20 protein-coding genes are annotated in these 22,213 nt (G+C 41.9%); 6 read left to right on the top strand and 14 right to left on the bottom strand.

Annotated elements, in window-relative coordinates; all coding sequences use genetic code 11:
• Nucleotides 1-12 precede the first annotated feature (12 nt).
• Entirely contained in the window at nt 13-618 is a 606-nt protein-coding gene (locus tag GJV22_RS15265) for a phosphatase PAP2 family protein (RefSeq protein ID WP_163715662.1), read from the top strand.
• A 182-nt stretch (nt 619-800) separates the two neighbouring features.
• Here GJV22_RS15265 and GJV22_RS15260 read toward each other — a convergent pair whose 3' ends face one another.
• Complete coding sequence (locus GJV22_RS15260) at nt 801-1,505, bottom strand: response regulator transcription factor (protein ID WP_163715659.1); 705 nt, start codon at nt 1,503-1,505, stop codon at nt 801-803.
• Nucleotides 1,506-1,598: 93 nt separating this feature from the next.
• Nucleotides 1,599-2,633 (bottom strand): sensor histidine kinase, encoded by a 1,035-nt coding sequence (locus tag GJV22_RS15255; RefSeq protein WP_163715656.1) that lies wholly within the window; start codon nt 2,631-2,633, stop codon nt 1,599-1,601.
• Between the two features lie 293 nt (nt 2,634-2,926).
• On the opposite strand from GJV22_RS15255, the gene GJV22_RS15250 reads away from it, so the two are divergent.
• On the top strand, nt 2,927-5,179 hold the full coding sequence (locus GJV22_RS15250) for an inorganic phosphate transporter (protein WP_163715653.1): 2,253 nt from the start codon (nt 2,927-2,929) through the stop codon (nt 5,177-5,179).
• 64 nt (nt 5,180-5,243) lie between these two features.
• Here GJV22_RS15250 and GJV22_RS15245 read toward each other — a convergent pair whose 3' ends face one another.
• The 5 genes from GJV22_RS15245 to GJV22_RS15225 all read right to left on the bottom strand — a co-directional run bounded on the left by GJV22_RS15245 (nt 5,244) and on the right by GJV22_RS15225 (nt 9,732).
• On the bottom strand, nt 5,244-6,623 hold the full coding sequence (locus tag GJV22_RS15245) for a tryptophanase (RefSeq protein WP_163715651.1): 1,380 nt from the start codon (nt 6,621-6,623) through the stop codon (nt 5,244-5,246).
• A 272-nt stretch (nt 6,624-6,895) separates the two neighbouring features.
• Nucleotides 6,896-8,146: an alpha/beta hydrolase family protein gene (locus GJV22_RS15240; RefSeq protein ID WP_163715648.1), complete on the bottom strand. Its 1,251-nt coding sequence runs from the start codon at nt 8,144-8,146 to the stop codon at nt 6,896-6,898.
• Nucleotides 8,147-8,180: 34 nt separating this feature from the next.
• The gene (folK, locus tag GJV22_RS15235; RefSeq protein WP_238480355.1) at nt 8,181-8,549 is read right to left on the bottom strand and encodes a 2-amino-4-hydroxy-6-hydroxymethyldihydropteridine diphosphokinase; all 369 of its coding nucleotides are present in this window, start codon (nt 8,547-8,549) and stop codon (nt 8,181-8,183) included.
• Nucleotides 8,550-8,554: 5 nt separating this feature from the next.
• Nucleotides 8,555-8,908, bottom strand: coding sequence for a dihydroneopterin aldolase (locus GJV22_RS15230; protein ID WP_163715642.1), 354 nt, complete (start codon nt 8,906-8,908; stop codon nt 8,555-8,557).
• A gap of 95 nt (nt 8,909-9,003) precedes the next feature.
• Nucleotides 9,004-9,732 carry an SDR family NAD(P)-dependent oxidoreductase gene (locus GJV22_RS15225; RefSeq protein ID WP_163715638.1) on the bottom strand — a complete coding sequence of 243 codons (729 nt, stop codon included), beginning with the start codon at nt 9,730-9,732 and terminating at the stop codon, nt 9,004-9,006.
• A gap of 297 nt (nt 9,733-10,029) precedes the next feature.
• On the opposite strand from GJV22_RS15225, the gene GJV22_RS15220 reads away from it, so the two are divergent.
• A complete protein-coding gene (locus GJV22_RS15220) occupies nt 10,030-11,130 on the top strand; it encodes a universal stress protein (RefSeq protein WP_163715634.1) in 1,101 nt (366 codons plus the stop codon).
• 61 nt (nt 11,131-11,191) lie between these two features.
• Here GJV22_RS15220 and GJV22_RS15215 read toward each other — a convergent pair whose 3' ends face one another.
• From GJV22_RS15215 to rfbB, 3 genes are all read right to left on the bottom strand, one after another.
• Entirely contained in the window at nt 11,192-11,800 is a 609-nt protein-coding gene (locus tag GJV22_RS15215) for a riboflavin synthase (RefSeq protein ID WP_163715631.1), read from the bottom strand.
• An 87-nt stretch (nt 11,801-11,887) separates the two neighbouring features.
• Nucleotides 11,888-13,501 carry an amidase gene (locus GJV22_RS15210; protein ID WP_163715629.1) on the bottom strand — a complete coding sequence of 538 codons (1,614 nt, stop codon included), beginning with the start codon at nt 13,499-13,501 and terminating at the stop codon, nt 11,888-11,890.
• 102 nt (nt 13,502-13,603) lie between these two features.
• A complete protein-coding gene (gene rfbB, locus GJV22_RS15205; protein WP_163715626.1) occupies nt 13,604-14,656 on the bottom strand; it encodes a dTDP-glucose 4,6-dehydratase in 1,053 nt (350 codons plus the stop codon).
• 186 nt (nt 14,657-14,842) lie between these two features.
• Here rfbB and GJV22_RS15200 point away from each other — a divergent pair, with 186 nt between their 5' ends.
• Nucleotides 14,843-16,219, top strand: coding sequence for a PAS domain-containing sensor histidine kinase (locus GJV22_RS15200; RefSeq protein WP_163715623.1), 1,377 nt, complete (start codon nt 14,843-14,845; stop codon nt 16,217-16,219).
• Here GJV22_RS15200 and GJV22_RS15195 read toward each other — a convergent pair.
• Entirely contained in the window at nt 16,124-17,044 is a 921-nt protein-coding gene (locus GJV22_RS15195; protein WP_163715621.1) for an RluA family pseudouridine synthase, read from the bottom strand. The two genes, GJV22_RS15200 and GJV22_RS15195, sit on opposite strands and share 96 nt — an antisense overlap.
• A gap of 218 nt (nt 17,045-17,262) precedes the next feature.
• Entirely contained in the window at nt 17,263-18,291 is a 1,029-nt protein-coding gene (galE, locus tag GJV22_RS15190) for a UDP-glucose 4-epimerase GalE (RefSeq protein ID WP_163715619.1), read from the bottom strand.
• A 169-nt stretch (nt 18,292-18,460) separates the two neighbouring features.
• Between galE and GJV22_RS15185 the strand changes: the two genes are divergently transcribed.
• Nucleotides 18,461-19,405 carry an HU domain-containing protein gene (locus tag GJV22_RS15185; RefSeq protein ID WP_163715615.1) on the top strand — a complete coding sequence of 315 codons (945 nt, stop codon included), beginning with the start codon at nt 18,461-18,463 and terminating at the stop codon, nt 19,403-19,405.
• Between the two features lie 56 nt (nt 19,406-19,461).
• On the opposite strand, the gene GJV22_RS15180 is transcribed toward GJV22_RS15185, so the two are convergent.
• Nucleotides 19,462-20,109 carry an NADPH-dependent F420 reductase gene (locus GJV22_RS15180; protein WP_163715613.1) on the bottom strand — a complete coding sequence of 216 codons (648 nt, stop codon included), beginning with the start codon at nt 20,107-20,109 and terminating at the stop codon, nt 19,462-19,464.
• 120 nt (nt 20,110-20,229) lie between these two features.
• On the opposite strand from GJV22_RS15180, the gene GJV22_RS15175 reads away from it, so the two are divergent.
• A complete protein-coding gene (locus GJV22_RS15175) occupies nt 20,230-21,138 on the top strand; it encodes a S66 peptidase family protein (protein ID WP_163715610.1) in 909 nt (302 codons plus the stop codon).
• Nucleotides 21,139-21,157: 19 nt separating this feature from the next.
• Here GJV22_RS15175 and GJV22_RS15170 read toward each other — a convergent pair whose 3' ends face one another.
• Nucleotides 21,158-22,129: an NAD-dependent epimerase/dehydratase family protein gene (locus tag GJV22_RS15170; RefSeq protein ID WP_163715608.1), complete on the bottom strand. Its 972-nt coding sequence runs from the start codon at nt 22,127-22,129 to the stop codon at nt 21,158-21,160.
• Between the last annotated feature and the right edge of the window lie 84 nt (nt 22,130-22,213).

The following is a 22,213-nucleotide window of genomic DNA, read 5'->3' as shown; positions in this document are numbered from 1 at the left end:
AGCTTTGAAAACATGATGCAAAAACTCGCGAAGGCAGTTTCCTTTCTATTTCATCCATTGTTAATGCCAACATTGGGTTTCTTACTATTAATGAATACTGGCTTTTACTTCGCCCTAATTTCATTCGAAGCAAAAAGAGTGATTCTGCTGATTGTTGTCATGAGTACTTTTTTGTTGCCGCTGATCAGTATTGGCTTGATGCTTTTTTCACCCCGCTTTAAACTAAACCTCGATAAAAGCTCTGACCGGATTTTTCCCATGCTGAGCACAGCAGTATTTTATTACCTGGGATATTATTTTCTGGGGAAAGTGCCAATCTATCCTATTTATCGCATTGTTTTAGTCTCAAGTATCCTGACCATCGCCATCCTGCTACTCATATCGACCAAATGGAAAATCAGTGCTCATTTAGCCGGAATTGGTGGCTTAATTGGAGCCTTTTTAGCTTTGTCGTTTCGCTTAAATATTGATAGTTCTGTCTTGCTGGCTGCCTTAATTTTAGTTGCCGGGGTAGTTGGAACTGCACGCATTTTGCTGGGAAAGCACAATCCGATTCAGGTCTATGCCGGTTTTTTCCTGGGCTTTGCCATCAATTACCTGATAATAAACTACATTTGATCCTCCCCGCTTAAGATTTCACCGAACCCCCAGCGAATACTGTTTTTACTGAATACCAATCACTTGCGTACTGAAATATTGAACAACCAAACTATTCCCCCACAGTGTAAAGGTTGGTTTGCAAAATAAAAAAGCATGACCGGTAAGAGTCATGCTTCTGTTATAGTGTTACAATTAGTTTGCTATTCAACAAATTTGTATCCTATCCCTTTCAGGGTTTTGATGTGATCGTTCCCAATCTTTTCACGCAGCTTGCGAATATGCACATCTATTGTGCGGTCACCAACCACTACATTATCCCCCCAAACTGAATAATAGATTTCTTCGCGAGTGAAAACTTTGCCAGGTTTTGACACCAGCAACGAAAGCAGTTCGAATTCTTTCCGCGGAAGAACCATTTCTTCACCATTCATTTTAATCAGGTAACGTTCTTTGTCAATCACCAAATCACCAATGGCCACTGTATTTGTATTTTCGATCGGAGCTGCAGCAGTGCTACCATTTCCTCCGGTACGTTTCAACAAAGCCTTCACACGGCTCACCAATACTTTCGGACGAATTGGTTTTGTGATGTAGTCATCAGCTCCTGCTTCGAAACCTGCTATCTGCGAATAATCCTCTCCGCGTGCAGTCAGGAAAGCAATGATGCAACTCTGAAGAGCCGGAATCTTCCGCAGTTCTTCGCATGCTGCAATACCATCCATTTCAGGCATCATAACATCCAAAATAATCAGGTGCGGAATTTTTTTCTCGGCGACTTTAATCGCTTCTGCGCCATTCTGGGCTGTATAAACTGTAAAACCTTCTTTCTCGAGATTATAACTAATGAATTCTAAGATATCGACTTCATCGTCTACCAAGAGGATTTTGTATTTTTCTTCACTCATATCAGGTTTGTATTACAAAGGCTAATGTATTTTTCCAAGGCAATATTTCAGTTGCACTTCAATTTAAATTGAAGTGCAGGAAATTTACCAAAATCATTTGGCTTTTTCAAGTGTGAATGTAAAAGTTGTTCCTTCATCCACTTCCGATTTAACGTTTATTGTTTGTTTATGGGCCTCAATGATGTGTTTCACTATTGATAAACCCAATCCAGTACCGCCTTGTTCACGCGAGCGTGATTTATCGACGCGATAAAATCGTTCAAAAACACGAGGTAAATCATTTTTATCGATACCAATCCCGTTGTCCATTACTTCAATCATCAAATGGTCTTTCAGGTCATAAAAGGTCACCTTTACAAAACCCTTTCTACGTCCGTATTTAATCCCGTTGGCCACCAAGTTCGAAACCACCTCTGTCATCCGCTTTTTGTCGGCGCGAACCAATACAGATTTATCGGGACGCTCAAATAGCAACTGCATTTTGCGTTCGTTGGCCATCATCTGTTCCATCTCAAGCACATCTTCGACCAACTTCACGATATCAAAACTCTCAACTCGCAAACGCAGCACACCTGATTCCAGTTTTGTGATCGATTCCAGATCCTCCACAATCGAGATCATCCGGTCGATACTTTTTTCTGTTCTTTTTAAATACAGCTTGTTAATCTTTGGATCGTCCAAGCCTCCCTCAAGCAGTGTCAGAATATATCCCTGAATATTGAAAATCGGGGTTTTCAACTCGTGCGATACATTTCCCACAAACTCTTTCCGATAGCGCTCCAAATCTTTCAAACGCGTGATTTCCTGCGTTTGATTTTTGGCCCACAATTCCACTTCCTTGTGTACATCGGCAATCTCATTAACATTTTGAGTGTCGTTTTTGGCAGCTTTCCCTTGCAACGGAATCTCCCGAATCACTTTGTAAATCGGTTCAATTTTATCGTTGATGTAGCGAGTCAATAAAAAGACAGTCAAAACATACACTGCCCCCAGCAACCCGACCATCAATATTAACTTCAACCAAAGCGAGCCTGGAAGAACGCCGAGAACCAGTCCTTCAAGAACACATAAACCCGCAACTAATAATGTGAGATAAAGCGATAAACGCTTGATAGGATATGTTTTCATTCAATATTACTTTTCGATTGTTAATTAGGATAAAAAAGATCATACTTGATATCGCCCCTTAAGTCAGTCCACTCAAAATCTGATTCTCAAAAATAAGTCCTTAAGCCTGATATCTAACTGAAATCACAGTCAATTTCACAGAAATTTCAATTTCTATCTAAAATTAGGAGAAAAATTAGTTATTTCGTCTTTAATGATTTATTAATAATTGTTTAATAGTTTTTTAAATTTCTATTTCCACCTACTGAGTTATGAGCGGTTATTTTTGCCCGCGATTCTAATTAAAATCAAAAATGGAACAATTTTATCTAATTCTTGTGGTCGTGTTATTTGCCTTGGCAATCTCCGATTTGATTGTTGGTGTAAGTAACGATGCTGTCAATTTTCTCAATTCCGCTATCGGATCCAAAGCCGCGCCTAAATGGTTGATCTTTGGTGTAGCCAGCTTGGGTGTCCTCGCCGGTTCAGTTTTTTCAAGCGGAATGATGGAAGTCGCTCGTAAAGGGATTTTTCATCCTGATATGTTCATGTTTTCAGAAATCATGATCATCTTTCTGGCCGTGATGATAACTGATGTTATCTTACTGGACATGTTCAATACCTTCGGACTCCCTACGTCCACAACCGTATCAATTGTTTTTGAACTACTTGGCGCGGCTGTTGCTGTTTCATTTGTCAAAATCAAACTCGCAGGACAAAACATTGGTCAACTATCGGAATACATTAACAGTGAAAAGGCATTAGCCATTATTTCCGGGATTTTGATCTCTGTGTTCATCGCATTTATAGTAGGTGCGCTTATTCAATATCTTGCCCGTCTAGTATTTTCTTTCCGTCAACACCGTACGCTAAAATACTACGGCGCCATCTTTGGTGGTTTATCAATTGCCGCGATGACCTACTTCATGATCATCAAAGGTGCCAAAGGAGCTACTTTTATAACCGAAGGAATGTTGGATTACATGAAAACCAACATGTTTGAGATATTGCTGTACAGCTTTATCGGTTGGACAGTTCTCCTTCAACTCCTCACCTGGCTTTTTAAAATTGACATCCCAAAAATGATCGTTCTGGTTGGTACTTTTGGATTGGCCATGGCTTTCGCCGGAAACGACCTGGTTAACTTTATCGGTGTTCCATTAGCTGGCTTCAATTCTTTCAAAGCCTGGATTGCAGGAGGCGCAATCGCTCCAGATGCCTTTTCAATGGAAATGTTGAAAGGAAAAGTAGGCACACCTTCGTATATGCTTCTAATTGCCGGTTTCGTAATGATTATCACGCTGATAACATCAAAGAAAGCGCGCAATGTTGTTGCCACGACGGTTGATCTTTCAAGACAAACTGAAGGTGATGAACGTTTCGGATCATCTGCACTATCGCGTTTAATTGTCCGCAATACTATCCAGATCAACAACAATTTTCGTAAAGTTTTACCTGGAAGCCTGAACAGATTCATCGATTCTCGCTTTGAGCATCCGAAAAATGAACGAATCCTGACCATGGAAGAGGAAGCAGCATTTGATAAGATTCGGGCTGCCATCAACCTGATTGTATCCGGAATTCTGATTTCAATTGGTACCTCCTTGAAATTACCACTTTCGACTACATATGTGACATTCATGGTCGCCATGGGTACCTCTTTATCGGACAGAGCCTGGGGACGTGAAAGTGCCGTATACCGCATATCCGGAGTATTTGCAGTAGTCGGCGGTTGGTTCCTGACTGCTTTAGTCGCTTTTACAGCTTCACTTATTGTTGCCTTGATCATCTCAATAAGCGGAAACTTTATGATTTTCGTCTTCATCGCTCTGGCAATTCTTACAGTTGTTCGCACCCATGTTGTTTTACGTAAAAAAGCAGCTAACAAACTGAACGAAGATGAAGAGCATGTAAACGAAACTGACGAGGCCGATAAGGTGATCGATAAAACCAAGAAACAGGTCCTTAACGCAGTTCTTACGATCAATCAGGTATACTCTGTCGCCACGGAAAGTTTCCTTAATGAAGACCGTAGCCACCTCCGGGAAGCTGTTGATATGAAAGTGACCTTCGATAAAAAGACCAAGAAAATGAAGAATAAAGTTTCTGCAGTAATTGATAAATTACAGCAGAGCGACTCGTTAGATGTTGGTCACTTCTATGTACAATTAGTCGATTACATGCGCGAAGTTTCACATTCACTTACCTATTTGGTTGATCCGCTGTATGAGCATATGGAAAACAACCACAAACCATTTACCGAGGCTCAAGTGAATGAACTTAGCAACTTTCTGATTGACACGACCAACTTTGTAAACCTGACTCTTCATGTAGTTAAAGAAGAGAAATTTGAAGAGTTGGATAACGTCATTAAACAAAGAGATGATTTGATCACTAAATTATCTCAGCTCGAGAAAGCACAAATTAAACGAATCAAGAACAAAGAGGTCAACACACGCAATTCCGTGTTGTTCTTCAACATTGTTTCGGAAACCAAGAACCTGCTGATGCACTATATCAATCTGATCAAGGCACAGCGAGATTTCTTCTCCAACGCCCGCAAATAGCAAAATGATTATAAAGAAAAATCCCGGTTGAAAGCCGGGATTTTTTGTTTTATCAGGTATTGTATTAATCAATCTTTTTAAGGCCAACGGTAAAATGGCGCATAATCGGTGCCTCATGTTCAATCAGGTAACCATGCCGAATAGAATCACGTCTTTCGAAGATGTTTATCAGGGCGGCAGCAACCACATCCATGTGATTGTTTGTGTAGGTACGGCGAGGAATCGCTAAACGCAGAAACTCGGTACTCGGATAGCGGTTTTCATGCGTAACAGGGTCACGATCGGCAAGTAACGTTCCTACTTCAACGCCCCTTATTCCACCTTCCACATACAACTCAACAGCTAAGGTTTGAGCTACGTATTCTTCTTTTGGAACGGCGGGCAAAAACCGCCGGGCATCAACAAACACGGCATGACCACCCAACGGTTGCTGAACCGGCACACCAGCTTCAATCAGCTTATTCCCGAGGTAATGAACCTGTCTGATTCGAGCCTCCAGATAATCGGCCTCAGTAGCTTCATTTAAGCCGACAGCAAGCGCATTCATATCGCGACCGGCCATTCCGCCGTAAGTTAAAAATCCCTCGTACATGATGTTGTAAACCGTAGCCTCATCGTACCAATCTTTTCGTCGCATAGCAAGCAAGCCGCCAATGTTGACGATCCCATCTTTCTTACTGCTCATGGTCATCCCATCAGCGTACGAGTACATTTCGGTCACAATTTCCTTGATTGACTTATCCGCATAGCCTTCTTCCCGCTGTTTGATAAACCAGGCATTCTCAGCAAAACGAGCCGAATCGTACACAACCGGAATTTCATATATATCGGCGAGCTGTTTGACCTGACGCATATTTTCCATCGATACCGGTTGTCCTCCGGAAGTATTGCAAGTAACGGTAACAATAATCATCGGAACTTGCTCCTTCGGATATGAATCCAGCACCAACTGAAGTTTTTCAAGGTCAATATTACCTTTAAACGGATGATTAATCGTTGTATCAAAAGCTTCATTAATGGTGCAATCAATGGCTTTGGCTTTCCGAAATTCGATATGTCCTTTAGTGGTATCAAAATGTGAATTTCCGGGAACGACATTCCCTTTTTTCACCAAAACCGAAAACAGCACATTTTCGGCGGCCCGTCCCTGGTGAACCGGCAAAAAATAATCGAAGCCAAAGATTTGCCTCACCCGGTCCTTTAAGTTGAAAAAAGAGGATGAACCTGCATAACTTTCATCGCCGGTCATCACAGCAGCCCATTGCTGGTCGCTCATAGCTCCGGTTCCGCTGTCTGTCAGCAAGTCAACATAGACCTGCTCACTACGCAGGTTAAACAGGTTATAATCCGCTTCACGAATCCATTTTTCACGTTCTTCACGGGTACTACGGTAGATCGGTTCTACCATTTTTATACGGTAATTCTCTGCAAAAGGAAGTTCCATTTCCAATCGTTTTAAAATTTCTTAAATTCAATTTATTTAAATAAGAAGCTGCAGCAAATAAACATGTACAGCAAAATTTCACTCACCGGAGCGAAACATAAAGGCGTAAGAATTTTAAGCGACTAGAATGGAAATGAATCGCGTTTTTTGATGTTTATATATCGATGTCCGACTAGTGTAGTTTGTACATCAAAAAGGTACATAAATCAATGAATTTGGTGCAAAGGTAATCCTGTTCTGCGTTTTATGCGATGTTATTTGTCAGTTTTTGATTAATTCTCCATGCTTAGAAACCAGGCAACTGTTTTCAAACCAAACGGAAGAACACCCCCGGTATGGTCGGCGCCAGTAATCGTTGTCAATGAAATCATATCGTCATTAACTCCCAACTCCCGAAAATCGGAGATAAAATCATTGGAGATCTCAACCGGGACATATACATCTGCATCGCCATGAAAAAGCATCGTCGGTGTACTCAGATTCCATGCAGAAATACTGTTGGCAGCGAGTGCTGATTCCACAGTCGAAAATTTACTGTCCGAGCTAAACCCACTGATGTAATCGGCTTGAAAAAGCTCATCAATATTATCCGTCAACTCAGCATTAATTGCTCCTCCAGAGGTCACAAAATCGAATAAGCCCGGTATTTTGGGGGCATAAGTCGCTGCAAATAAATCGGAAAGTGGGTTACTAATTAATCCGTGCAACTCATAGGCATGAAGCAGGTAACCAAAATAATAAGGCATGGAATAAGTATCCTGCGCTAAAACATACGAGTTCATTTGGCTCAAATTATAAGGGCCTGCACCACAGGACGCAGCTTTTAGATTAAATCCATCCAAAGGGTTTTGATCCAATTCCTTCAGCAATTGCATGGTGCTCCAACCTCCCTGTGAGTAGCCTGCGATAAACAAATCTCCATTTAGTTTGGGCTCCAATTCCTCTTTTGCCAACAACTCACCAGCCGCCAATATCATATCGGTTAAAGCCGGAAGGGTATTTTCCTTTTCCAGATAGGGATGAAAAACCGCCTCGGAACTACCGAACCCCGGGTAATCGGGGATGACAACAACAAAGCCAAGCGAAGCCATACTTTCTAAAACAACTGTTGTGTTTTCAAGATCGTCAGGATTGAATTTGTAATTTTTAGTTGGAGCCTCACTGTACAAAACATTCGTCCCGTTTTGGAACGACAGAACCGGGTAATTCCCACCAGCAGCAGGAACAGCAACCAAACCGGAAGCAATTAATTCCACCCCGTGAAAAGTCGTTTTATAAGTGATCGTATAAACATTTACACCCGATTTTACCGCAGATGTCAACCCGGCGGCATCAGGGTATTGAGCTGATAAAAGCCCAATTGAAGACTGAATGAAAAGTTGGCTGATACTTGTTCCCAGCTCGTTACTGACAAGCACCTCGTCAGCTATCTGTTCAACGTCTTTACTATCGTTCTTGCATCCGGCAAAACCAACCAAAAGAATAATTAACAGCGACCAGGTTATTTGTTTCAGTGAGTTCATAGGAGCTTATTTGGGACATTAATTCTGACAATTGTTATTTGATGAACCCAAGACTTGCAACTGCATCGCGCAGAAAGTCGCGGGTAAAGTAATCATCGTCTATGAGTTGTCCATTCCAGACGACAATATCTAAATCCATGGTTCTGGGCCCAAATTTTGGAAGTGTCCGGTCCCGCCCCAATCGGTCTTCAACAGATTTGAGGTAAGCCTTAAACTCGATCTGTCCCATTTCCGTTTGAAGCGAAGCAGCACCATTCACAAAATCATCCTGCTCTTCGATTCCAATTGGCTTTGTTGTAACCAAATCAGATACTCGCAGCTCTGCACAATCAGCCTGCAAAATCGCCAGCATCTTCCGGATATTCTCGGTCGGGTTGATATTGGAACCAATGGAAATAATCACAGCATTCAACGACGTGCCTCCATTTCGTATGAAACAGATTCGGCGAAACGCAACGCATGCGGTTTGTCGACCTCAACTTTGGCATAAGTCACGCGATCGTCTTCCATTATCATATTCAGTAAGTTCGAAGTCAACACTTCGAGCAGCTTAAAATGCCCGTCCTGAACATGAGCAATGACTTTCTTAGTAACCAATTTATAATCGTAGATTCCGTTGGGCTCGTCAGATTCCAAAGCTGACTCCGGTACCGGTGCCTCTATTTCCAGGTTAATCACTACATCTTGTTTGTTAACCAATTCGTCCGGATTAAAACCGATGTAAGTGCGTAACAAGAGATTTTTTACACGAATTTTTGCCATATCAAATAATTGGATCGTTGACCTGTTTATTGTTTATTCAACCACACGACTGGTTTTCTTAGACAACATCAAGTTGTAAAGAATGTTCCCTTCGATCAGATTGTTTGCCCCAGATTTTCACCACCATCACAAAAGAGGAGTTGTCCCGTAAGATGATCGTTTTCTAAAATGAAGTCCAAACTTTTCAAAATCGGTTCAATTCCGCTTGGCTTTTGCATGGGTGTCTTCTTCGCTATTAACCATAAGTAAGACTCGTCTTTATCTTCCGGAGGCAAGGTCGCTCCGGGAGCAATGGCATTAACGCGAATATAAGGCGCAAATTCGAAAGCGGCCATTTTGGTTAATTCCCACAGTGCCTTTTTGGAAAGACTATAGGCTGCATAATCCGTTTTAACATTGGTGATACGCGTATCTACAAAGTTAACGACCAATCCTTTACCGATATGCCGGGCAAAATCGCGAATAAGGAGAAAGGGAGCCCGATAGTTAATCATCATCAATCGATCCAATAAGTCGAAGTGCGTTTCAAAAATAGAAGCACCTTCAAAAATCGCAGCGTTATTGACTAACAAATCCAACTGTCCAAAAACCCGAAGGACTTCCGGAATTAAACTTTCAACCGCAAACGGATTTTGCATATTCGACTGAAACAAAACAAATTCCTGCTCCGGATATTCCTTTTGCAATTTAGTAATCAACTTATTGGCAGCTTTCTCAGATGAATTATAGTGCAGGGCAAGATTCCATCCTTTCGAAGCCAGATGGAGGGCAACTTCTCGTCCAACTCGTTTCGCTGATCCGGTAATTAATGCTGTTTGGCTCATTTTCTGAATTTCTGTGGCTATACTGTTCGGGGAACGAAATTAGCAGAACCTTTTGAATTCCGCCAACGATTACTTCTTGTTTGAAGAAGATTCATTCCACTTATTTACACGAAAAAAAGATAACTAATTTCAACTAATTAATAATCATCATTGAATCAGGAATTCTGTTTCGTCAAGAATTCATCACATCAAAGTAACTTAAAAAACATTTTAACAAAGAAATAGGCTTATGTTTGAAACCAAAGAGCTCTGAAATTCGAAATAATAAATAAACCCGTTTATTTAAAACCTGAAGCTATGGAAGAAAAACTAGTCACAATCGCACTTCTTCCTTATTCCAAAGCTGAAATTCTCCGCTCAATGTTGGAATCGGAAGGTATCGAATGTTTTCTTGAAAACATAAATCTGATTCAGGGGGCTGTTGCTTCCGGTGTTAAAGTCCGGATTTATGAAAGGGATATCAAACAAGCCTGGCCTATCGTAGATGAGTTATTAGGAAAAGAAGATAAAGAACAAGCAAAGTCGGAAAACACCGTTTTGGTGCCTGTCGATTTTTCGAACTACTCCTTTAAAGCCGCATTAATGGCCTTTGAAATTGCGAACAAACTGCAATCGAAATTAATATTTTACCACGTTATCCAACAACCCGATTTCTTCAGCATGCCCTATTCGGATGTGATGGCGTTTAACACCGGACTTTATGACCACCTGAAAGAACGCGAGGAATTTGCCGATGAACAATTCAGCCAATTTCTGAATAAACTGACGGATTATATTGGTGCTAAAGTCTGGGAAACGGTTGAATCGGAACACATGATAAAACTGGGCTATCCGGAAGACGATATTCTGTATTTCACCGAAAAACATCCACCACGCCTGATCGTAATGGGAATAAAAGGACCAGAAGAAGACGATCTGGATATCATGGGAAGTACCACAGCGGGAGTTATTTACAAATCGAATGTGCCTGTACTCGTTATTCCCGGAAAAGCGCCGCTCCTGAACCTGGCTTCGATGAAGAAAATCGTCTATGCCACTAATTTTGATGAAAAAGATTTAGTCTCAATCGACAAATTATTGGGTCTTTTGAAGCCCTTCAATGCCAAACTATGCTGTTTACACATTGGCCCAAGCGCAGCCCGCGAATGGGACGAAGCCAAATTGGAAAGTCTCCACAACATGCTCAGTAACAAATATCCCGATACACCAATTGAGTGTATCATCAGGCATGGTTCAAATATCCTAATCGATCTGGAGGAATTTATCGAAGAAAACGATATTGACGTACTTTCGCTGACAACGCATAAGCGAAACTTGATAACACGGATTTTTAATCCAAGCATTGCGCGAAAGATGGTATTTCATGTGAAAACACCGCTTCTGGTTTTTCACTCCTAAAAAAAAGCAAAAAGATCCGGTCGCTGGGCCGGATCTTTCTATATGCTAAAATCTGAATCTCTTATTTAAATGATGCCAGTTTGGCGAGGTACTTACCGATGATATCAAACTCTAAATTTATCACGGTACCTTCTTTGAACGTGTGAAAGTTCGTTTCCTGATAAGTATAAGGAATGATTGCCACCTGGAACGAATTATCTTTCGAGTTCACCACCGTCAAACTCACGCCGTTCACGGTAACTGAACCTTTTTCAACAGTCATATATCCTTGCTGAGCTTTGCTTTTATCAAGCTCATATTCAAAGGTGAAATACCAGCTTCCTTCGGCTTCTTCCACTTTTTTGCAAACAGCAGTCTGGTCAACATGTCCCTGAACAATGTGCCCGTCCAATCGACCATTCATCATCATACTACGCTCCAGGTTTACTTTCGACCCTACTTCCCAATATCCTAAATTGGTTTTCAAAATGGTTTCTTTAATGGCCGTAACCGTATAGGTTTTTGCTTCCTGATCCAGTTTTACCACTGTCAGACAAACGCCGTTGTGCGACACACTTTGGTCAATTTTCAACTCGTTCACGAAAGAACAAGTCAGGGTGAAATGATAGTTCTCCTGTTCCCGTTCGATGGCTTTCACCACACCATATTCTTCAACTATTCCTGAAAACATGCTAATTGGTTTTTAATTTGGGCGAATTTACCGAAAAGCTGTCAATCGCGGAAATATTAACCAGCTTTTAAACCGACGCTCAACAGCTTAGCCGATTGTTGATTTAAAACCGGGAGATTTCCGGTGTTTCGTCTTTTGCTCATAGGCGTAAGCCAGCTTTAGCAATGTTGGTTCACTCCAGGCTCGTCCAAAGAACGAAATACCAATCGGCAAACCCTTCACAAAGCCCATCGGCACGGTTATACTCGGATATCCTGACACAGCGGCCGCATCGCTGCTACCGCCTGTGTAATTGTCGCCGTTAACCCAATCAATTGGCCAGCTTGGCCCATTTGTTGGCGCAATCAGCACATCCAACTGATGTTCGTCCATTAGTTGATCAATCCCCTCTTTCCGTGATTTCTCTTTTGACGTTTTCAGGGCAGACAAATATTCTGGGTCATCCAACCCTTTTGTTTGTTCGGCCTGCTCAAATATCTCCTGCCCAAACCAAGGCATTTCCTGGGCGGCATGTTCCTTATTGAACTGGATTAAATCAGCCAATGTTCTGAAAGATTGATCGGTTCTGCTCTGGAGATAAACAGCCATATCTGCTTTCAATTCCGTCAACAGTACCGTCCATTCTGCCTCTTCCCATTCCGAGCGGGATTTCAACTCCAGTTGATCCACAACCTCGGCACCAACAGCTTTCAAATCGGCCATCGCCTTTTCCATCAAAGCTGTCACATCGGTGTTGGACACAAACATATTTCGCACAACGCCAACCCGAATCCCCTGCAAAACATCTTCATCTAGAAACCGGGTATAGTCAACATAAATTGTTCCCTCCTCCAGGTGAGTTTCCGCATCATTTGTATCCGACCCGGCCAAAGCACCCAGTAAAATGGCAGCTTCCTTCACTGTACGGCACATCGGTCCTGCAGTATCCTGACTGTGAGAAATAGGAATAATCCCGTCACGGCTCCACATTCCCAGTGTTGGCTTAAGCCCTACAATCCCATTAATTCCTGACGGGCAAACGATGGAGCCATCCGTTTCAGTTCCGATTCCAATCGCGCACAAATTAGCAGAAATAGCTGCTCCTGTGCCAGAACTGGAACCGCAAGAGCTGCGATCCAAACAAAAAGGATTCCGTACCTGTCCACCGCGTCCGCTCCACCCGCTCGATGATTTGGTTGAACGAATATTGGCCCATTCACTCAGATTGGTCTTCCCCAACAGTACGGCTCCTGCCTGACGCAGTTTCTTCACAATAAAAGCATCATCGGGAGCAGATGTACCCGCCAAAGCCAATGAACCGGCAGTGGTCATCATTTGATCATCTGTATCAATATTATCTTTTATAACAATCGGGATACCGTGCAACGGCCCGCGAACTTTGCCCTTCTGTCTTTCTATATCCAATTGCTTTGCGATCTCCAAAGCTTCAGGATTCAACTCAATAATCGAACTCAATAAGTGATCGAGCGCTGCAATACGATCCAAATATTGCTGACAAATCGCTACCGAGCTCATTTTACCTTCAGTCATCAGTTGCTGAAACTGATCGATGGTAAATTCATTGAATTCAAAATCAAGGAGTACGCTGACTTCGGAACTTTTTGAGGACGATTTTTCAGATGGGGTACATGCCGACAAACCAACCATAGACAAAGCTGATCCCCCGGCAATTGTGGATTTAACAAAGTTGCGACGTTTCATAGGATTTCATTTTTCAGAATCCCAATTTAGGTAAAGCCCTGTTGTTTTGCAACAAGAAAAAAGGGGCTCGCTGGCCCCTCAATAATATTTATTCGCTAAAAATCAGCGTTTCTGATATTGCTCCTCATAATACAACTGGTAGTCTCCACTGGTCACATTCAGCATCCACGATTCGTTCTCCAGATACCAATCGATGGTTTTCTCCAAGCCTTCTTCAAACTGAAGACTGGGCACCCATCCCAACTCCTTTTGCAACTTGGAGGAGTCTATTGCATAGCGCAAATCATGACCGGCGCGATCTTTCACATAGGTAATTAGTTCAGCTGAAGCTCCCTCTTTGCGCCCGAGTCTGCGATCCAATATTTTACACATTAGTTGAATTAGGTCAATATTGGTCCACTCGTTATGGCCTCCAATATTGTACGTCTCACCGACTTTGCCCTGATGAAAAATCACATCAATGGCACGGGCATGGTCTTCCACCCACAACCAATCCCGGATATTTTCACCCTTTCCATAAACAGGCAGTGCCTTATTGTATCGAATATTGTTGATGAACAAGGGAATCAACTTTTCCGGAAATTGAAACGAACCGTAGTTGTTAGAACAATTTGACACCAACGTTGGTAAGCCGAAAGTATCGCAATAAGCCCGCACAAAATGATCAGAGCTGGCTTTCGATGCCGAATAGGGACTGTGAGGATCATATTTAGTTGATTCGGTAAACATCCCCTCTTTACCCAATGACCCGTAAACTTCGTCGGTTGATATGTGATAGAAGAGTTTTTCTTCAGTGTTGCCTTTCCAAACATCCAGAGCCGCATTCAACAGATTAACCGTTCCAATAACATTGGTGAACACAAATTCGGTTGGGTTAGCAATGGAACGGTCGACGTGAGATTCAGCCGCAAGATGGATCACTCCATCAAACCGGTACTCACGAAACAAACTCAATATTTTGCCGCTATCCACGATATCCGCTTTCACAAACTCATAATTCGGCTTGTCTTCTACATCGCTTAAATTAGCCAGGTTACCGGCATAAGTCAACTTATCGAGATTGACAATTTTATAGTTTGGATATTTATTGACAAACAGGCGAACTACATGAGATCCGATAAATCCGGCGCCACCTGTAATTAGAATAGTCTTCATTAGTTTTACTTGTTATTTTGTATTCAAAATTAGCTCTTTTCAAAATCAATAAAAAAGAGATTGAGTAGTTTGGCCAATTGAATTTAAAAAGTCTCGTCCTTTATTCGAAAATTTTTATTCCACCATTTGAGCAAATGACAAGAATTTCTAACTTACGAACACAAAACTTTCATCTGCATCAATTTCATGGTAAGTAACAAAATTAAACCCGCATTGATTCTTACAACCGGTTCCATTGTTGGGCTATTATTGATCCTTTTAATATCGGTACTGCTCTTATTTTTATTGAACATCGAAATCATTGATAATGCCGTAATCGGGATCCCAACAATCCTCGGCGGGTTCTCAGGGTTGATTATCGCCTACTTATTGATGAAAAACAACCGGCAGAAACGGGAACTTAAAGCCAATGAATTAAAACTACGCACCCTCATTGATCTGTCGTTGGATGGAATTTACCTGGAAAATGAGAAAGGTGAAATACTTGACTGCAATACGATGGGGCATAATATGTTTGGTTACACGCGCGAAGAAATGTTAAAACTCAGCATTCGTGATTTGGTTCCAACTGAATTTGCCGGCCTCCTTCCCGATATTATTCCGGAAGAAATGGCTACCGGCGACGTTTATCTGGAGCGAGAAAATATGAAGAAGGACGGAACCATCTTTCCGACCGAAATCAACACCAAGTTTGTCAACCTAAACGGACAAAGAAGATTAATCGCATATGTGCGCGACATCTCGAGGCAGAAGAACACAGAAGCTATCTTAAAAGACATGATTACCACCAAGGATAAACTTTTCTCCATCATTGGTCACGACCTGAAAGGATCCCTAAATTCTATCCAGGGATTCAGCGAGCTATTAATCAGTGATATTGGGAAACTTCCGAATGAGGACATTCAACAATATCTGCAATTTATCTACCAATCTGCCGACCATGCGAATTCGTTGTTAGCAAACTTGCTAAACTGGGCCTTGATTCAAACTGACCGGATTCATTACTGCCCGCGCCAGCTATCAATCAATTCCATTATCTCCAATGTTTTCAATCAAATCAGTGATCAAGCTGACTCAAAAAACATCCTTTTAAAAAACAATTCCGAAGCGGATTTGAAAGTTATGGCTGACGAAGAAATGCTAAAAACAATTCTCCGCAACTTACTTGCAAATGCAATTAAATACTCCTACCCAGAAGGGAAAATAAGGGTAAAAGCACACAGCAAGAAAAATAAAGTTGTACTCTCGGTTGTCGATCAAGGGACAGGAATGACTTCTGACATCATTGAGAACCTCTTCAACATGAATCAAAGCAAAATCCACCCCGGCACCAATTACGAATGCGGCACTGGGTTAGGATTAATTATCTGTCAGGAATTTGCTGAAAAACACGGTGGACGGATCCATGTTGAATCCAAACCGGGCAAAGGCACTATTTTCTATCTCGAGTTACCTATCAATCAGGAGCTAGAACAATTTCAGGAAACTGCCGGGAATCGATGTTTCGAAACGGAGCATTTTACCACTGACCGGATGACGGAAAGCCAAAACCCAGGCATGTAGTCCCAAACGTCCAATCGGGTTAGTCGTTGATCCGTATTTTTTATCCCCAACAATTGGGTGTTCTAAATCCTTCATGTGCACCCGGATCTGGTTTTTACGACCAGTTTCCAAATTCACTTTCAACAAGGAATAGTTGTCGTTACTCTTCAGGGTCGAATAGTGCGTGATAGCTTCCTGACCACGTTCGGGATCCTGAGTTGAGTAAACAATAAAGACTTTACTCTCGAATAAATACGACTTATGTGTTCCTTCCGGCGGATTAAGTTGACCGTCTATCAAAGCCAGGTAGCTACGTTCGGCAATAGTTTGTTTCCAGGATTCCTGCAAAAGATCCTTCATTTCTTTGCTTTTGGCAAACATCATCAAACCACTGGTTTCGCGGTCGAGGCGATGTACGATGTATATTTTGTTTTTCGAATCCTGAGCCTTCACATAGTCACTAAGTATGCTATACACCGTTTGGCGTTTTTCCTTGTCGGTGGCAATGGTCAGCAATCCGGCATTTTTATTTACGATAATCAAGTCCTTGTCTTCATGAACAACGACAATGCCATTCATCTTGGGGGCCGAAGGACCAGGTTTCCGGCTCAGTGAAACAACATTGCCCGATTTCAACAGGTGGTTGAACTGACTAACAGCAGCACCATTTACCAACACTTGCTTTTTCTTAAGCATGGTTTTAATGTTGTTCCGGTTTTTATGCGGCAGTTGCTCAATCAGAAATTTCATTAATTCCTGATCCTGCTTCACTTTAAACTCAATATTTTGTGGTTTCCCGCTACGTGGTTCTTTACCCTGCCCTTTTGTTACTTTTCTGTCTTTCATTAAATACGATTTGCTTTTGGTCGAGAATCAATAAGCTGACCTAACCGCCACAAAGATAAAGCTATTCTTCATTCTTTTACAGGAAAAAAGAACCGGACTATTTTACTGTAGAAACTCACCCAAAATCACAAAAAAACGGGTTCTGCAAATGCAAAACCCGCGATATTTCTGATTATTTCGGTTGTCTTAATTCATTCAGCAACAAAAAGGCCGACTTTTTATTCAATTCCCCGAACGCGCTTTTCCCAATTCCAAGCCGAGAGCAACGTTTCTTCCAATCCTTTTTCCGATTTCCAACCTAACTCTTCATTGGCATAACTTGTATCAGCCCATATCTTTACAATATCGCCGGCCCGACGGTCAACGATTTTGTAATTCAGTTTCACACCGGTCACTTTTTCAAAACCTTTCACAATCTCCAAAACCGAATAACCATTTCCTGTTCCAAGGTTGAATATTTCGTATCCTTCCTTATTTTTACTTTTCAACAAGCGCTCAATGGCAACAACGTGTGCTTTAGCCAAGTCAACCACATTGATGTAATCGCGAATTGCAGAACCATCCGGAGTATCATAATCGTCACCAAAGACCTTCAGCTCGTCACGCAAGCCAGCAGCCGCCTGGGTAATAAACGGAACCAAATTCTGAGGTACACCTAATGGTAACTCACCAATCAAGGCTGAAGGATGCGCTCCAATCGGGTTAAAATAACGCAGGGCGATTCCTTTCAGTTGCGGGAACGCTTTAATGCTGTCACTTAAAATGTCTTCGTTAACCCGTTTTGTATTTCCATAGGGAGATTCAGCATCTTTACGAGGTGTTTTTTCTGTTACCGGCAATACTTCGGGCTGTCCGTAAACCGTACATGACGATGAAAAAACAATGTTTGCGATGTTGTATTTCAGCTGACAATCCAAAATATTCATCAAGGAAACCAAGTTGTTACGATAGTAATGCAATGGAATTTGAACCGATTCACCAACAGCCTTCGAAGCTGCAAAGTGAATGATCGCAGCTATATCCTTATTCTTGCTAAAAAACTCGTCTGTTTTTGCTGAATCAGCCAGGTTCAATTGTTCAAATTCAGGTTTAACACCGCTAATTTTTTCAATGTTTTCTAAAACATCAATACTTGAATTCGACAAGTCATCAACAATGATCACGTCATAACCTGATTGCTGTAATTCAACGACAGTGTGAGAGCCAATGTAACCAGTTCCGCCGGTTACCAATATTTTTGTTGCCATAATTTGGTTATAAATTTTTGCCCTAAATTAAGCATAAATTGGGTAAGCTAACCTTATTCACCCCATGTAGTTTAGACATTGAAGGTTCAGAAACCCCTCAAAATGTTGAAAACTTTATGTTGTAAGGGCATTAATTTTTCCTTATTTTTGATTTCAAACGCAAAGTACTGTGGAACTATTAGCCTATATCAAAGAATTATTATTGTTGAATGACTGCGTTATCATTCCTGGCTTTGGGGGTTTTGTAACCAACTACAAACAAGCCGGATTGCATGCATCGCAGTTTACGCCTCCGGGGAAATCGGTAAGCTTTAACAAAAAGCTGAATTTCAACGATGGTTTATTCACCAATCATATCGCCTCGGAAGAAGGCTTGAATTATATTGCAGCACGCAAAAAGATCGACCTGATGGTTCAGGAACTGAACTACCGCTTAACCGATGGTGAAGAAATCACCATCACCGGATTGGGTAGTTTAGCTTACGACGAACAACAACATTTGGTCTTTACTCCCAAAGTTGAAGGCAACCTGAATTTGGATGCTTTTGGTTTCGATTCGTTCTCTTACGAAAGCTTGTTTTCTCGCCAAATGGCGCGTAAAGCAATCTCTCAACAAGAACGTCAGGCAGTGGAAGTTCTCTTCCAGAAGCGCAGCCTGAAAAAAGTATTGGTAGCTATTCCTCTGCTTTTTGCCCTGGCTGTTATCCCGCTGAAAAACAACACATCGAACATCCAAAAATCGGATTTGGGTTACATCCGTGAGATGATGACTACAACTCCGGCACCAACAGTGAAGGAAGAAGTTGCAGCTGAGGAAACTATCGAGATTACCAGCGAAGCGATTGAATCCGCTCAACCGAAAGAAGTTGTAAACGAAGGCGAAGCTGCAGCCCGCTATTTTCTGATTGTAGGAAGTTTCCGTAATGAGGAGAATGCCCAAACCTTCATCGGCCAATTGGACAAAGAAGGATACCAGGGAACTGACTTGGGTGTCATTAAAGGTTTACACTACATTTCACTTGGAGGTTACGTCGCAATTGATGACGCACTTTCTGCCAGAACAGATTATTTAAGCCAAGCAGGCTCGGGAGCCTGGATTTATAAAAAGAACTAAAATTAAATATGCCGAAGCCCCTTTCACAGGGGCTTTTTTATGGCCGACAGGTTCATTTATTTTATCAACTTGAAAGCGTGCTCCCACTCATGTCTTAAAAATCCGGGAATACACCACAAAACAGCGAGCATCTCAATTGGTCGGGCAGCCTCTACTCCTCCCATATCTGCAAATTCCCAGCCAAATTGGGTCAAAATAATTTTCACTTCACTTTTTGCTTTCTCATCATTGCCACAGATAAACATTGTCGGCTTTTGTCCTTTAAGCTCCGGGTTGACCATGAGGCCATTACCAACACTATTAAAAGCCTTCACAAAATGAATGCGGCTATATTTCATCTGCAGATGTTCCATCAAAGAAGAATTTTGCGGCGTGAAATAGCGTAAGACGCCATTTTCCGGCGGCTCATTACTTATCGGGTTACAGGTGTCAATCACTGTTTTTTCATGCATATTCGCCGCACCTGCCAAATCAAGCACATACTCGGCAGAGCTCCCTTTCACCGCCAAAACCACAAGATCGCCGAAGCGAGCCGCATCTTGAAATGTACCAACCGAAGCCATGTCTCCCGCCTCAGCTAACCATTCTTTTAGATTATCCGGTTGTCGTGTTCCAACCATTACCTGGTAACCATGTTTCAGGAAACCATTTGCCAAAACCCGGCCTACAACACCGGATCCCAGTATACCTACCCGATTTCTCATCGTTTTAAAGTTTTTAACTATTTGACAAAGAACTACTCAAACGGTTTTACGTTCAATTCTTCATATAAGTTAAACTTCCTTTAATTGAAGATTTGTATCTTCAACTTCAAATTGAAAATCATGCTACAACCCTCGTTTTTAAATCCAGGAGATCGAATACGAATCGTTTCTCCTGCCGGAAAAATAAAGGACGAAAAAGTCCTCCCTTCTGTAAAATCACTTGAATATGAAGGGTTTGAAGTGCTAATAGGCAAACACATGCTGGCTTCCCATTTTCAATTTGCAGGAACTGACCAAGAGCGACTGCAGGATTTACAAGAAGCACTGGATGACCCAAAATGTAAAGCCATCATCTGTTCGCGTGGTGGATACGGGGCTATTCGAATAGCTGGTCAATTGAACTTTAGCCGTTATCGAGAAAATCCGAAATGGCTCGTCGGGTTCAGCGATATTACGGTACTGCATGGATTGTTTCAAAACCAGGGTTTTTGTAGTGTTCACGGGCCAATGCCCGCATATTACAAAAAAAAAGAACATCCAACAGAAAGCTACCATCAACTGATCCGTCTCCTTCGGGGTGAAATCCCGGCCTATGCTTTTGAGAGCCATCCTCTCAACCGAACCGGAAAAGCAGAAGGTGAGTTATGCGGGGGTAATCTTTCAATTGTTTATAGCCTGCTAGGAACAAACCTTGAGGTCAACACGGAAGGAAAAGTCCTGTTCATTGAAGACTTGTCGGAATACCTATACCACCTCGACAGAATGATGCAAAGCCTAAAATTTTCAGGCAAACTAAAAGGACTGAAGGCCTTGTTGGTTGGAAGTTTCACTGAAATGAAAGACAACGACTCTCCATTCGGGCAAAGTGTGGAAGAAATCATCTTAGAAGCCGTTAAAGACTACAACTACCCGGTTTATTTTAACTGTCCTTCGGGTCACATCGACGAAAATATGCCCTTAGTTTTCGGTCACAACTATTCATTAAATCAGCAAGACGAAATAGTCAGGCTGAAGCCGATTCCAAAATAACGAGAAGGCGGCATGCGACTTAGTTGCCAATTTTTTCCAAAAACCGGATGGTCTCACCAAGCCCTTGTTCATATGACGTTGGCGTGAATTTAAAGTAGGTATTGAATTTCGTCGAATCGAAATGGTAATTCATTTCTTGTTGGTAAATCATCTCATAAACTTCGCCAATTGTCTTATTCAGCAAACCTGCCAAGCTTACCATCCAATTCTTCAGAAGCGTATACTTAGGATCTGATTGGTAAGCATCAGCAATTAGCCGCACCCATTCTTCAGCTGTTAAGCCGGGATTGCTGGTGGGCAAATGCCACACCTGGTTACGTGCTTTAGGATCATCAGCCAAAAGTTTGAGTCCCTTGGCACAATCAAGTGTATAAGTAAATGAATGTGGTTGTTTCATACTTCCCATCCATTGCGCTTTCTTACCTTTTTTCAGATTTGCAATCATCATCATGTAAAGCACACTGGATTGTACCGAGTACGGTCCATACAAATCAGCAGCACGGGCAATAATCGCCCGGATATTTCGCTTCATCATTTCCTCTTCCAGCATGAGTGAGATCCGAGCCCTGACTTCGCCCTTCTTACTGCACGGATCGTAGGGTGTCTGTTCGGTCATCTTTCCTTCAACCCGACCATACATGTACACATTATCAAAAAATATCAGAAGTGCATTCTCCTTGATACAAGCTTCGATAACGTGATCCATAATTTTGGGCCACTGCTCTTTCCAAACCTCGTAGCGATAAGGTAAGCCCGCACATAAATACACAACATCTGCCCCCTTTACAGCCTTTACCGTATCGGGAAACGAAAGCAAATCACCTTTGACAGTATCCGCTCCCGGCATGCTGAAACCACTTCGGGAAACCAACTTTACTACCTGATTCTGACGAAGTAGCTCATCGGCCAAACTATTTCCGATAGAGCCACCTGCTCCCAAAATCGTATGTGTTTTCACTTCTGTCCCTGAAATCGAATTGCTATTCCCCATAACGTAAAATCTTCGTGGTTTAAATTTAAAATTAGGCAAAACAGATGTGATACTAATTAAGGTCTAATTAAATTGAATACCGAA

It is taken from the genome of Mangrovibacterium lignilyticum, assembly GCF_010882175.1.
GTDB lineage: Bacteria > Bacteroidota > Bacteroidia > Bacteroidales > Prolixibacteraceae > Mangrovibacterium > Mangrovibacterium lignilyticum.
The sequence above is the reverse complement of the archived record's forward strand: the minus strand, read 5'-3'. Positions and strand labels throughout refer to the sequence as shown.